The 13034-nt window shown below is 55.8% G+C and carries 16 protein-coding genes and 1 pseudogene; 3 read left to right on the forward strand and 14 right to left on the reverse strand.

Annotation, left to right across the window (positions count from 1 at the left end):
• Positions 1–15 precede the first annotated feature (15 nt).
• The 4 genes from C443_RS03370 to C443_RS03385 are packed head-to-tail and all read right to left on the reverse strand — an operon-like array spanning position 16 to position 1026.
• A complete protein-coding gene (locus tag C443_RS03370; protein ID WP_005533859.1) occupies positions 16–231 on the reverse strand; it encodes a hypothetical protein in 216 nt (71 codons plus the stop codon).
• Positions 228–434, reverse strand: a complete 207-nt coding sequence (locus C443_RS03375) for a hypothetical protein (protein WP_005533861.1) — start codon at positions 432–434, stop codon at positions 228–230. Before C443_RS03375 ends, C443_RS03370 begins: the two co-directional genes overlap by 4 nt.
• The gene (locus C443_RS03380) at positions 425–739 is read right to left on the reverse strand and encodes a hypothetical protein (protein WP_005533862.1); all 315 of its coding nucleotides are present in this window, start codon (positions 737–739) and stop codon (positions 425–427) included. The genes C443_RS03375 and C443_RS03380 overlap by 10 nt, the downstream gene beginning before the upstream one ends.
• Positions 736–1026, reverse strand: coding sequence for a hypothetical protein (locus C443_RS03385; protein ID WP_005533863.1), 291 nt, complete (start codon positions 1024–1026; stop codon positions 736–738). Before C443_RS03385 ends, C443_RS03380 begins: the two co-directional genes overlap by 4 nt.
• 693 nt (positions 1027–1719) lie before the next feature.
• On the opposite strand from C443_RS03385, the gene C443_RS03395 reads away from it, so the two are divergent.
• Positions 1720–1953 (forward strand): hypothetical protein, encoded by a 234-nt coding sequence (locus tag C443_RS03395; protein WP_005533865.1) that lies wholly within the window; start codon positions 1720–1722, stop codon positions 1951–1953.
• A 138-nt stretch (positions 1954–2091) separates the two neighbouring features.
• Here C443_RS03395 and C443_RS03400 read toward each other — a convergent pair.
• The 6 genes and pseudogenes from C443_RS03400 to C443_RS03430 all read right to left on the reverse strand — a co-directional run bounded on the left by C443_RS03400 (position 2092) and on the right by C443_RS03430 (position 7060).
• A pseudogene (locus tag C443_RS03400) lies at positions 2092–2618 on the reverse strand (hypothetical protein).
• Complete coding sequence (locus tag C443_RS03405; protein WP_005533868.1) at positions 2615–3382, reverse strand: hypothetical protein; 768 nt, start codon at positions 3380–3382, stop codon at positions 2615–2617. Before C443_RS03405 ends, C443_RS03400 begins: the two are co-directional and overlap by 4 nt.
• Positions 3383–3420: 38 nt before the next feature.
• Complete coding sequence (locus C443_RS03410; RefSeq protein ID WP_005533870.1) at positions 3421–3885, reverse strand: hypothetical protein; 465 nt, start codon at positions 3883–3885, stop codon at positions 3421–3423.
• A gap of 35 nt (positions 3886–3920) precedes the next feature.
• The gene (locus C443_RS03415) at positions 3921–4601 is read right to left on the reverse strand and encodes a hypothetical protein (protein WP_005533872.1); all 681 of its coding nucleotides are present in this window, start codon (positions 4599–4601) and stop codon (positions 3921–3923) included.
• A gap of 101 nt (positions 4602–4702) precedes the next feature.
• The gene (locus tag C443_RS03420) at positions 4703–5548 is read right to left on the reverse strand and encodes a DUF6884 domain-containing protein (protein WP_049943887.1); all 846 of its coding nucleotides are present in this window, start codon (positions 5546–5548) and stop codon (positions 4703–4705) included.
• A gap of 570 nt (positions 5549–6118) precedes the next feature.
• A complete protein-coding gene (locus C443_RS03430; protein ID WP_005533875.1) occupies positions 6119–7060 on the reverse strand; it encodes a DUF6610 family protein in 942 nt (313 codons plus the stop codon).
• Between the two features lie 100 nt (positions 7061–7160).
• On the opposite strand from C443_RS03430, the gene C443_RS03435 reads away from it, so the two are divergent.
• The gene (locus C443_RS03435; protein ID WP_005533878.1) at positions 7161–8027 is read left to right on the forward strand and encodes an HNH endonuclease signature motif containing protein; all 867 of its coding nucleotides are present in this window, start codon (positions 7161–7163) and stop codon (positions 8025–8027) included.
• Here the strand turns inward: C443_RS03435 and C443_RS03440 are convergent.
• Both C443_RS03440 and C443_RS03445 read right to left on the reverse strand, forming a co-directional pair.
• Positions 8012–8764, reverse strand: a complete 753-nt coding sequence (locus tag C443_RS03440) for a hypothetical protein (protein WP_005533880.1) — start codon at positions 8762–8764, stop codon at positions 8012–8014. The two genes, C443_RS03435 and C443_RS03440, sit on opposite strands and share 16 nt — an antisense overlap.
• 74 nt (positions 8765–8838) lie before the next feature.
• Positions 8839–9798: an ArdC-like ssDNA-binding domain-containing protein gene (locus tag C443_RS03445; protein WP_005533882.1), complete on the reverse strand. Its 960-nt coding sequence runs from the start codon at positions 9796–9798 to the stop codon at positions 8839–8841.
• A 1020-nt stretch (positions 9799–10818) separates the two neighbouring features.
• Here C443_RS03445 and C443_RS03455 point away from each other — a divergent pair.
• Complete coding sequence (locus tag C443_RS03455; protein ID WP_152423015.1) at positions 10819–12330, forward strand: hypothetical protein; 1512 nt, start codon at positions 10819–10821, stop codon at positions 12328–12330.
• Here the strand turns inward: C443_RS03455 and C443_RS03460 are convergent.
• Together C443_RS03460 and C443_RS03465 are read right to left on the reverse strand one after the other, a co-directional pair.
• Positions 12307–12627, reverse strand: coding sequence for a hypothetical protein (locus C443_RS03460; RefSeq protein ID WP_311241369.1), 321 nt, complete (start codon positions 12625–12627; stop codon positions 12307–12309). The genes C443_RS03455 and C443_RS03460 overlap by 24 nt on opposite strands.
• Before the next feature lie 42 nt (positions 12628–12669).
• Positions 12670–12933 carry a hypothetical protein gene (locus tag C443_RS03465; protein ID WP_005533887.1) on the reverse strand — a complete coding sequence of 88 codons (264 nt, stop codon included), beginning with the start codon at positions 12931–12933 and terminating at the stop codon, positions 12670–12672.
• Positions 12934–13034: the final 101 nt, after the last annotated feature.

The raw sequence follows: 13034 nt of genomic DNA on the forward strand, positions 1-13034 counted from the left end.
TCACATGGCGGCTTGTCACTCGGCATCCGATTCATCGCGACGGACTTCGCGTGCCCGCAGTCGAAGCCGAGACTGGACTGGCGTCCGGCTCTCGTGCTGGTTCTCGTAGGCGAGATATTGCTGGATCGTTTCGATTGAGTGCATACAGTTGATGCCGGCGACGATTGGCTGGAGGTGGTCGGCGTCCAGCAACCGCTCTGGAGGGAGTTTATCCAGAATTGGGTCGCTCATGTGTCTTCCTCCCGGAAGTCATCAAGTGTCGTCCTTCGCTTGTACCGACAGTCCGGGTAGTGAGCTAGAAGCGTCTCGTCGACGGCCTCCCAGAAGCCGACCTTGTGTGGCACAACCGACTGCCAGAACCGAGCGCGTGCCAGTGCTGCCCCAACACGCTGGCGTTCCTCACGGCACCACTGTTCACGCTCGATCATCGCCATATCGAGGCCCCCTCCGGTCGGTCTGCCATGTATGAGCTGGCAAGATCCAGACCAGCATCGAGTGTGCTTCGTGTCCCGACCAGTTTGGTCGCTCGTTCGAGCGCCCAGCCAGTATCGCTTCGCTTGAGCAGGACTGTGGCCCCGGTGTCGGGGATGTGCCACCCGATCGTGTCGTTGCCAGCGGCGAGAAATTCCCATTCACCGACGGCGGCTTCTTGTGCCGCGCTTTGCTTGTCAATCAACGCATCCGAGCGCGGGCCACCAGCGCCAAAATCGCCTAACGTCGCTGTTCCTGCTGGCGTCATGCGAGGACCTCCCAGCGCTCCCAGCCAGCGAGTTCGGCTTCGATGGCGGTTATGATGGTCGTCACTCGTTCCTCTACCGTGTCTGCCTGCTCACCGTCGACGTCTATGAGCGAGCGAAGTTCGAGTATGTCCGGCAGGGCAATGCTGTCGGATTGCCGGGCCACCGCACGGAGGACGACCGCTTCACGATCGGCGCTCTCGGACTGCGCTGGAACGGTTGTCGCGATGGACTCGACGAACTGCGGAGTGGTTGGCTGAGACGGGCCTTCCGAACGACTGCAGGACATATTCTGAGACATCCTCTCACCCACTAGAGGAACACAAAATTGGGGCTCACTGCCCCTGTGGATGGTTTTTACCCACTGTGTTGGCTGAAATACCTGCTCAATAAGACTGCGAATTGACTACCACAGCGTGTCATAGAAACGTTCGGAGACCGCGTTTCGGTTATCAACGGCCGGTCAATAATGGCGATCTAACTTGTACAGTTCCTCACAATTCATCAACGTCAGCAATGACGCTTGCCATACCGAGAAACATTAATCCGAACCCAGCGATACCGGCTGGGATCGACACCCGGAGGAGAAATCCGCCGGTGAACGCGCCAACACCGCCAACAATAGCTCCACGCTTCCTTGCTGGGGCAGCGTCACGAGAGAGAGAAACAAACGCTTGGCGATGTGCTAACATGATTGAGCTTACGGCCACATAGAGCGGTAATAGTGAGATTGTAAGCAGGTGATCTGTCCCAGCAAATTCTGCGACAGATCCCGTAACAATCAGTCCAACAAATAGCGAAATAGCGTACCGGAGGGCAGGACGCATAAACACATCTGTGGCTGCGGAAAATAAAATACCCGTGCTATAGATGACCACCGACTATCAGGTACACTGATTATGCACGCTTAAATAGTCTCGTTGGCCCTGAGAAATCTCCGGCTGTAGCTCAAATCTGCCAGTTGTTAGCTGGAGCAGATGTGATGGACGAGATAGATTGGAGCGGACCGCCGCTAATAACACTAAACGAAGACCCAGAGGAGCTGTTTGACTGGACTGTCGAGACTACGAAATTTGGCGAGTTGTTCGCACAGTTTATGTATGAACCTCAGGAGGCGAGTGAGACTGTCGTTTATATGTTCGACTCGTTAGGAGCAGCACATCCCGAAGATATCCGAGCGGCTCATCGTGAGCTAGCTGAAGCCAATGATCACTAAATTACTGATTTGATGGAGAGAAGCCTAGTACTGGGCGATTCACAAAGCTCTTTAAGCGGAGAACTGGGGACGAAAACATCTTCTGTACCGCTCATTGGCAAATGAGCAGATTCACCGGATCCAGAGAACTGCCGCCGGCTACCCGATCCATCCGCTAATTTCAACCTGTTCACTGTCTGTTGGAGCATCGTCCGTAGTCTTCGTAGCTGAGTCAAACGGTGGATCGATGAGACACGGCACTTCCTCATCGTATGTCCGGTCGGGACGTTTCACGCAGTCGACCGGCACGATGGGACTGCACTCAGTGCAAGAGGTCGCGTCCCGTCGAAGCCGTTGATACTCACCGACCAGGGGATAGCGCTTGCGAGTCGATATGTCTCCGCTGCTGGACGACGAGTACTAGCAGACTCGCAGCCAACGGCCCCACAGACGTCGCAGGTGAGAAGATGGTCTCGATCTGCCTCGTGGAAGAGCGACGCCGCCTGCTCGACGTTGTCGCGGTCCTGAAGCGCACACTCCCGGCAAATCGTGAACTCGAATACGCCATCCTCTCGATCCACTTCGTCAGGCCACCGGACGTATGTGAATGCCTCACCGGAGATGTCAGCTCTGTCCCCACAGAATCGACAGTACTCGGACGTTGCCTCGGGCTGGACGCCGCTCATCGGAACCACCGTGCAAGTGTTGGTTGTTCGCGCGCAGTGTCTACGGGGCACAGAAAGCGCCATTTGTAGCGCTCTCGAATCGGCTTGTCCTCGCGGTTGCTTGCCTGCCCTGGTTCTCGATAGCCTGTACAGGTCCAGCCCTTGTCTTTCAGTGCTCGAACCATCGCCCCGTCATAATCCGAGCGAACCCACGTCAACAAGAAGCGAGTGTCGCGGTCGTCAGCCTGCAAGAAGCGCTCTTGGGAGCGAGCCAGCGCTGCTGAGGCAAGATTGGGCATCTGAACGCCCATGCAGATGCGTGCAGCCTCAACGAGCGAGTCACCAGAAATCATCTCGCTGTCAACGACTGGTGTGTCCGTCGACGGAAGCACTCGCCGGGCAGTCGCTCGAATCTCTGCAGGAAGACTCTCAATATCGACTGGCTCGGGACAGAGCTGGCCGTCGACGCCGTATCGGATTCGCTTCTTCGAAATCAGTGGGTAGCGATACGTGATAGCTCCAACGAGTGAGTCTTGGAAGTATAGCCCGTGATGGGCGAGATTGACCGACGGCAGCGACCCCATATATGAGTGGTGGGCCTCGTACACGGCAGCTGCGGTGTCCCTGTCGATTGGTTCGACGCCGACATGATCGGCAAACCGAATCCCCAGAGGGGCGGTGAACGGGTCTCCATCGGCGTGGATCGGACAGGAACACTGCTCTGTCTCCGCTGGCGGGCGATGCTGGAATGACTGTGCTCGCGTCGACGCTGAGTGCGTGGACATCCTCTCACCCACCGGAGGAACACAAAACCGCTATCGAGTCACCAGGGGGTGATGACAATGCCGGCGTCTGGGCCTTCGATATACACTGGTTCACACCCGCGGTAGAAGATCGTGAATCGTTCTGGCTGGTACGCAGGATGCTTCGCAAGCGTTGCGACTGCACGGCTCACGTCCGCTGGCGGGAACTGTGGCTCGCCTGACCGGAGGGCAAGGCGACCGGACTGGAGCACGTCCCACGACTGGAACTGGTAGTCGGTTGGAGGGGTAAACGTCTCTCGGGCCGTCGCGACAAGATACTCCGCACCGTCGACGACTTTTCCGGCTATGGAATAGCGAGCAGACTCCGGACGAACGGTGACAGCGCCATCGAACGCAGAGACTACTTCATCCTTCCAGACAAACGGCGAGGGAGGCTTGGCGACTGCAATTGGTTGCCCGTCGATGGGCGATTCGTTGCGGTTCGTGGCTGATCCATCACGGACTTCAGAGGTTGGTTCTGTCATCCTCTCACTCGCTGGAGGAACGAAAAATCGCCGCGTCAGTCGAGGCCGGGGAGTCGTTCAGCGATGATGACGCCGCCCCTCGGCCCCTCCAAGTACAGTGCTGTGTGCCCACGAAAGTAGAGGGTGTATCGGTCTGGAACGTACTGGTGGCCGGTCGAAAGCGTCGCGATGGCCTTCGACAAGAGCCGTGCCGAGAACAGTGGGTCGCCACGATGATTCGCCAGGCGGCCAGATTGCAGTGGCTCCCAGCTGTCGAACCCGTGGTCTGCTGGCGGCGTCAGTGTCGTCCGGGCCGTAGCGATCAGGTAGTCAGCCCCGCTGACAACTTTGCCAGCCGTGTTCGCGACATCTGGAATGAATTCCACATTCCCCCCGAAGTCGGTTATCGTCTCGTTTTCCCAACGCAATGCTTCTGGATGGCCGGCGACCGGCACCGGCGGGCCTCGGAAGCCCTCGCTTCGGATGTGGGATTTTGCTTTGCTCTCGCAACCGAATGTCTCCCCGCAGGTACACTCGAACGATTCGTCGTTGCGGTAGTAGCCGTCAGTATCCTGTGAGCGGACAAGTTCGCCGTCGTCGTCCATGTAGATGGTATCGACATACCCCCACGAGTACGACACCTCGATCTCATGCTCCTGTCCGGGCTTGCTGAAGTCGAAGCCGGCTTGCTGGTCTGGCTGTCCGTCCTGCGTCTGAGTCGGGTCAGTTGCAGTCATCCTCTCACCCGCCAGAGGAACACAAAATCGCCTGGCACAGAGTATTAACCAACAGAAGTGATGAGTGTTGGTTAAGAGAGTCGATATCGCTGGTTTGCGCGCTATCCATCCTGTTCTCCCTCCCCACCGTCGGTCGCAAGACTCGTCTGTCTCGTGGCAAGGAACCGCTCAGGGACGTTCTCGAATGCATCCAGCCCAGCCTGCTCAGTCCCCTCGACGTCGACGCCACTGTGCTCTGTTTGCCACGTAGCAGAGTCACGCTTGAAGCCCCCGTCAAAGGCCGAGAGTTCTGATCGTCGGGCTGGAGCCGCTGCCGACGAGAGTTCCTCGGCGCGGTCTGAGAGCCATCCCATTTGGTCGAACATCCCGTCGAAGTCTCGCTCCTGGAAGGGGAAGCGGACTGTCGCTTTCAGGGGAAGAGCAGTGTACGTCTCCCGCCCGGTCCGAATCGCAGTTGGTCGTCCCTCGAAGATGCCACGGTCGCGCAGCGCGTCGATGTAGTCGCCACCGGCCAGAACGACCAACTCCCGACAGGGGGCCTCCTGTTGATCGGCAGCGTATGGCCGCCGGAGCCAATCGCCCAGTGATGAATGGACACGGAGCGCCCACTGATCTAGTCGGCTCTCAACTCGGTCCCCTGACGGCAGCCGATAATTGGCTTCTCCCTCGATGGGTTCTCCGCGCAGGTCCTCGATGGTCGTGTCGTATGGGGCGACCGTCTGCCGAGGCATTAGTATCGCGTGCTCCGCAGAGAGGACACCCCAAGTATTCGCTCGTCGGTCAGCAGTTCGAGCCCACTGGACGGCCTCCTCAGCAAGCGATCGCTTGACCGAGAAATATGACGATGTGTAGAGGTTGCGAGCCTCAGCTGGATCGTCGGTTTTCGCGTCACTGCACCCGACAAGGACGAAGCGGCCACGGGTCCGCTCTGTCTGTGTTGTCATGATCTGTCTCCCTCGTCTAGAGAGGGAGTCACAAAATTGCGGCTCGACGAGATACACGGCTGCTCAGTGATGGCTCTTGCCTAATCTGGCGAAATAGACATAGTAGACCTGACATTGGTACAGAATGGCGTGCAAGGTATAGAGGGTGTATTCATCACACTAATGGTGGAAAAGAAGGAATCTCTGGTCATGTCCTCCGAGACAACTGCGCTCCTTGGCTCGATTCGTCAGTGGCTATTGGTCATCGTATTTCTGCTCGGAGTGGGGGTACTCACACTGGCTCATATTGGATATGTCCAAAATAATACTCAGATGTTGTTTTGGCAGAGTCTCGTATTCAGCGTTTCAGGCGTACTCGGAGGCCTCATCGCTACTATTGCTGGTATCAAACTACTCGGCAGCTACTCATCGTCTTCGCCTGATGGGCACCCGACCGAGTAATCTAGTAGACTTCACAACTCACAACGCTGCGCTACGAGATACGCGCCCTGTATTCATCACCAGTGATTATAACAGATCTCAGATAATACTGCTCCGCTGGGTTCGGTAAGAGCCTCAGTAGCAGTCCCTGTTCTAGCCGTGAACCTCAGTAGGAGTGAGTCCGGCCCGGTATTCTACTCTGTCTCGCTCGTGCTGGCTCCGGTACGCGAGTGTCTGTCCGTTCTCGTACTCGACGACAATCGCATCCTCAAGGCCGTCCACAGTCGCTCTCGAACCGTCAGCAGCCCAGACGGGGTCCATCGGTTCCGCTGTTAGCGGATTCCGCTCTGTCTCTGCAGTGGGCCACACACCCCGCGATTTCCAGTATGACCGGATGTGTCGCAAACTCTCTCGAACCGTCTCTCGGATCGAGAGATGGTCCGCACTCCCGTAGCCGTGTGGTGAGAAATACTCCCCGTGAAGTGCCGCTAAGTGGACCCCGTTCCAGTCGACGCCGACGATATCGGCTGGCTCCTCGCCGGTCACACGCGGCTGTGTTAGCTCCTCGATTACTGGATACTGCTTCGTGGGACTTGCCCCTAGCAGATGCACGCGCCGCCCCCGCCAATCGACGATGTCCGTGTACTCCTCGGCAGTCTGGTCAGAGTAGCCCATCGGGTAGCCGAGTATCATGTCCTCGTCGATTACGTCGATTGCTTCGTGGCATTTCGGAACGATGATGACCTCGGTCCCCGGAAACTTCCGTTTCAGCTCCCGTCCGGCTTGGTTGTACCGACGGGCTTCTTGCCGGTCGTATGCGTCGCCAAGCATCCCAACCGACGGCTCGTACCGCTCGAAGCGCTCGATATACCGGTCCAAATCTGGATTCCGGAAGTCGTTGTCCAGAATCTCAATCGGGACCTCGACGTTCCGCAGCGAGGACTGGTAGGTGTAGTCCTCGCGAACACCGACGGTGAATCCGAGACGGTAAGCATCGATTACGAAGGGCTCGCGATGGAGGAAGCCAATGTACTCAGCCTGCTGTGCATCGCCGACAGCCGCCGCTGACCAAGAGTGTCGTGCCTCAGAAGACATCGAAATCACCGAGCGCACCGACCGGCGCGCCCAGCTGGCAGGCGCGGCAAAAAACGACCCCGCGGCTTAAATACCGAGACGCGAGGAAGTGTCTGTCAGAATGAAGGAAGGCATCGAATCGCAGTACGACGACCCTGACAGCCACCGGGGCGACTACCCGCCGGACTGGCCCTACAGGATCGTCTTCCGGAAGCAGTTGGACAACAACACTTGCGCCAACTGCGAGATGCAGTACCCCTCGGAAGAGTTGGAGGTCCTGCGACGAATCCCTGCCGAGAACGGCGGGACGAACAAAACCACGAACCTACTAACAGTGTGCTCTACCTGCGAAGACGCTGTCAAGCAGGAGGGCCGTCTAAACCTCCCACAGTCGCTCAAAGAAGAGCCTGCCGGCGGTTCCGAAGAGGACACTCACAGAGTCTTGCCGCTGCAGAGTGACGTCCCAAGGACTGAGGAAACTGAGACTGACGTGACCGAACAGGCGGGGCAGTCCCGAGGGTCCTCCCGCTTGGAGGTCAACCATATTCCACGGTCGACGAGGACTCCAACCGACCGACCGACGACGGAGGGGAGCGATGAACAGTCCGACCAGGGCGACACTGCCGACGAGCGTGCTATATCGAGTCGGGTGCTCTTCGCGTCCATCGGGGGGACAGCGATGGTTCTGGCATATCTCTGTGCGATTGCTGTCGCCTCTTTCTTGCCCCCGCTTGTGAGTGACGTAGCGTTCTACGGCCTTCCGCTGGCAGGGCTCGTGACCGGAGTCCGATGGCGGCTCTCGACAGCCGTTGCGTCCGCCTACGTAGTCAGCATGTATGCTGCACTCTGGCAGGTCTTCTCGGCGGAGCCGTCAGTACCGGGGTGGGTCCCCGTAATCGCGCCACTAGCTGGGATTGCCTACGGACTCGTCGTTGAGCGGACTGGGTTCTCGCTACGGAACCACTTCCGTTCTCAGATTCGCGATTGATGATCCAGCGCTTCTGTTGACGAAATATACGCCGACAACTGGTCCACGACAGAGGGGTCAAACTCGTCAGAGACGTGTCGCACGTTCCACAACCCAGATTGATACACCTCAGATTTCGGCGAGTGATATCCAAGCCAATCGAGGTCTGACGGTCCTGCGGAACGACGATGATGCGATACCATCGCGATTGTATTTGACTCAATCACCGCTCTGTCACACTCGGGTCCGGGGTCGCCCGGAATGTCAACCCAGAGAAACGGCAGATCCCGGATATACTCCGACACACGCTGTTCAAGTTCGTGTTCCTGCTCGCGAACAGCGGTCGTCTCGGCGTCGGGATTTTGCTCGCACCAGTGGGGATACTCGTCGTGCCAGCCGTGCTTCTCGATCAGTGCCCGTCCAACGTGCAACCTGAAAATCGAGCCTCGGTGGTTGCCACCGCCGGCGTACTTCCCGCGAACGTTCCCACGATGTTGCCTGAGTCGGTTCCAGAGCGTATTCGACGAACCAGCACTGACGCCGACGGTGCCGATACGGGAGAGTCGCCAGTCGACCGCCCTCGTTGCGCGAAGGTCGCTTGCTGGCGAGAAGAAAAAGTACACTCCTCGGTCGGGCCAGTCCAGCCGACCGTTTACATCCCCGAGGTAGTATGGGCCTCCGATCTGGTCACGCAAATCTGCCAGCACACTCAGAAACTGTCCGACAGGGCTGCCGCCCGACGCTGCTGTTGAACGCATCTTGGACTCCCTCGGCCACCAGGGGAGTCACAAAACACTCCTCTCAAGCATGACTGGAAAGACACCGCTCCCTCTCAGCTGTCACCCTCGACGGCATCGATCAAATCTGCTGCAGTCGATGAGATACGGTCCAGCCGGTCCCGCAACGTCTCTGGTGCGTCACCGTCCCACGCCGCGAGGTAGAACGCCGAGTTGTCGGGGTCCAGCCCAAAGTGGCGACTGACCACGTAGGCAACTGCCTCGGCCTCGACCTCACGCTTCGAACGCTCCGCCTCATCCTCAACATCGAAGTGAAGATCGGCGTGTGCGAACTCGTGGATCAGTGTACTCGCAAGAGCGGCCCGGTTGTCCCGGTCAACCGCTTCCACCATCGGATTCGTGGTCGTCACGCTCCGACGCTCGCAAACACCCCGTGCAGATCCATGCTTCCATTCTTCGGGAGCGACGATTCTCGCGTCGACACCGATCTCGTCGGTGGCGTCCAACAAGTCCTCGACAAGTCCATCCGGGTTGCCGTGGGCTTCTGTCTCCAGTTCGGGAAGCGGCTCGCCATCAGTCTGTGAGATATCGAACACCGACGTTGGCCGAAACCCGACCAGTCCCCGTCGCCACTGCTCGGGGTCTGTCTCGTCGTACTCACAGTCCGTGTTCTCGTGATACGACGGCGAGTTTCCACATTCGGGGCATTTCTTCGTGATGATCGGAGCCCAGATCCAGATGGCGTCCTCGCCTTTCTGGACGTACCGGTCGAAGTCATTCTGCCACGTATTGTAGCCGGCGACCCGGGTTGCCTCGGGACACTGGAGTTTGATCAACAGCGTGTTCCGGGCCGAATAGTCGTGGAACTTCGATTGGACGTCAAGCCACTGCTGGAACTGCTCGCTGGCCTGGGCTTCGTTCGTGAGGTCGACAAGATCCTCGACCCACGCATCGAGTTTGTCGCGCATCTCCTCGTCCCGGGAGTCCGAGTTATCGAAGGTGTAGGTGGTCTGCTGACTAGACTGCTCTGGAGTATCTGACTGTATCGTTGACATTGGTCTGTTTCCGGGATGCACTCTCGGGCACGCCCCCGCACCTCCACTGGGGGACAGAAAATTGACTACTGCTGTTGGGACCGCTTTCTGAATCGCTCCGGCGGGTAGAAGACGACGTGGACGGTACTACCGAGGTTGTACCACGATTTCGGGAGAACAGAGACTTCTAGCCCCCACTCGGAAGCGAACTCGAAGACGATCCTGCAGAGCTCATAGATCTTAGTGATCCGAATGAACGACACAAGAAGGTGATCCAGTTGGAACCCAACTCTCTCTATGAGCTGGAGAATCCGATTCCTTATGCCAAGGAATACCTACAGAGTTTGCGCTATACTACGCTTGGGAAGCTACGGCGTGCAGAGACGACAGAAGAGTTGTTTGACTGAGTACAGTGGCCGTCGCACGATTTTTGGGTATCTTTCACTTTCACTACGCTGTCGGTAGGTATAATGGCAATAATTCAAAACACATGGATAGATGGTTGAGGTCAGATATGAGAAATTGCAGCGGGCAGAAAGCAAGATTAGAGAAGATGGCAAAGACTTGCATATTTCGGGGGAGCCCGGTATGGGCAAAACCGAGTTTTTGTCTCACCTACAGAGCCGGCTGGAATCGGAATACGCTATCGTAAAAAAGGTAGTTCGTCGACAACACGACATCAATAACATCGCTCGTGATATTCTGCATAGCGTTCGTCGAGAAGCGCCAGAGCGGGATTCCAAGCCTAATTAACTCACGAATATTTCTGCCGGCGTTGGGCCAGTAAGTGGAGGTGGTACTGTTGACGATCGGGTTCGAGATATACACAAAGTAGAAGACCTCACCACAGACTGGTCTGGGACGCCACTGATTATTTGTCTAGATGACATCCACAAAATCGCTGACGACGACCAGACAGTTTGTGATTTCATTGGGGAAGTTGCGTCCGTACTAGGCGATCAAGTTCACCTAATCACTGCAGGACGAATAACGGTTTCAGGTATCCCCGAAGTGCAACAAATATATCTCGACTACTTTGCTGTGAATCAGACCAGCAGATTTCTTCAGAATGAGTTCGGGTCTCTCTCAGAGGAAACTGTTCGCAGTGTCCATTCTAAAGTAGACGGCCACCCACTCTATCTCGACTTGTTGACCGCTAGTTCTGAATCTGAAGAAGACTTCAGGCTACCGGACGAAGAAGCCTACAGTACGATTGAACAACGTTACATAAATTCTCTACCCTTAGAAACAGAGGAGTTCCTCCGAAATATCGCCCCACTTCCTGAGTTAGAGGAAAGGAAAGTCAGCGCCATTTTCGAGGGAAAGTCCCAAGCAGAGATCAGCCGAAGTCTCCGGGCTCTGGAACAGCGTGTTATTGTCCAAGAAGTTAATAGGACCGATGAAGGCGACAAGCTATATAAAATAAATGAGCACTTCCGAGAATTTTTGCTTCAGAAACATCCAAACCCCGAAGAAATCCATAGGTTAGCTTTTGATTACCACCTAAAAAAGCTACGAGAGATACTCAAAGACGACGCAGATAACGTTTGGAGACTATTGCTTCCCCACGCATTCAACGTCAAACACCATTTGGAGGGGATCTATGGAGAGGGGAATCCAGAAGACTATCGGCAAGAAATAGATCGGCTCGGACTTACATATCCAGAGAGAGCACCTGTAATTATCCATACCGGCCTCTCGTTGTTCAATACTGATGTCATCTCTCTGTTCCAAGCAGAACAAGAGCGATTCAGTGACTGGCTGCTTGAAGAAGCAGAAAATGAGCCGGTTGCAGAGCTGTTAGTTCAGCTGATTGAATTAATGTTGAGTCAATTTGATAATGAGGATTCAATGGGATTGTCAGATGTCCAAGTAGACGCCAGTGTTGCTGACTTACCGATGGAGTCCGAGCCTTTCAGCGATATTGACCTAACTGACGAACAAGTTAGTCACTTACGCCAGTCAGTAATCTATATATTTAGTTTCTTTTTCGAGGAGGAGCCATATCGAAGTGAGGAGCACCGTCAGCATGCTATCAAGAGTTTTGATAGATATGGTATCTCTGTGGGAGTTCTAAAAGACTTCAAAGAGCAAGTCGAAGAGGTACTACTTGATAGTGAGTTAGGGGACCAAGCAGGGGGAATTATTCAGGAGTATTTTGACTCAATGGAGACCGAGTTGGAAAAAGCAGTCATGAGTAGTTTAGACATGTACGAGATGCGTTCGCAGACTCTGGAATTCGGTATGGATATGTTTGATAGTGTTCATAAAGAGGCCTTTTTAGAATCTGGTTTGATTACAGACTTAGCGCTTGAATGCGGTGAGACTCTTGAGCAGGCAGATAATCCGGCGTTTTCCTTGTTATGGTATAGTCTATTTCTATCGTATTTCCGCCAACATCAAGAAGAGGCAGATTGTTTTGAGGAACTGGTAGACCGATTTGAGGAGCAGTTATTAGCGAGGAAGTCTTATGAGAAGGGAATAAATAGCCCGATATTCTCCGCAAAGAATACCGAAGAGACAGTTGAGTTAGAGTCGATTAGGAAGGGCTGAATCTCTATATTCTGGCTCGGATATGAGATATTTGTTAGGATTAACACTCAACGGGCGATTGATGAGACGCCGTATGCAGGCTGTCTCTGCAGGCTCATCAAGCTCGAACGCCTGAACGAACGCATCCCGCTGAAACTCGCCCAGAATCGGGCCGAGTGCCGTCCAAATGTCCGCCCATGCTGGATCGTCCGGCTCGTGGTCAAGATAGTCGTGGACGGCTTCGCAGAGCTGTCGGTACTCATCCCACGCAGGAACTGGGTCGTTTGGGCCGGGCGTTGGCCAGTTGTTGCGGTCCATACGCTGGAGAAATCCCCGATTGGGTATCACCCCCGGGACGCGCTACTCCTCGGTTCCAGCAACCCAGCCCTTGTGGAAGTACACTAGCGCCGTGTCGGAGTTGAAGCACTGTCCGGAGGGAACGTGCTGCAAGACTTCTTGTTCTGGAATTGGTTCAACCACGCCCTCATCAAGCAGACTGTTGACGACATCGCGGCCCCGTGGCTCGTCAATTTCGATAGTATCGGGACGCTGCCGGTCGCGGTCCTGGGCGATCTGTTCACGCTCGAAGCGCTCGTAGTCTGGAACTGTTTCGGTCGGGTCCATGAAGGAAATCCCTCACCCGGTCGGGGTGATACAAAATTAGCGCTAACCAACAGTTTAGCGAATATGCTGGCCGCTGTTGGTTAGTTCAAACTGCTCTCATC

Source organism: Haloarcula argentinensis DSM 12282 (genome assembly GCA_000336895.1).
Classification (GTDB): Archaea; Halobacteriota; Halobacteria; order Halobacteriales; family Haloarculaceae; genus Haloarcula; species Haloarcula argentinensis.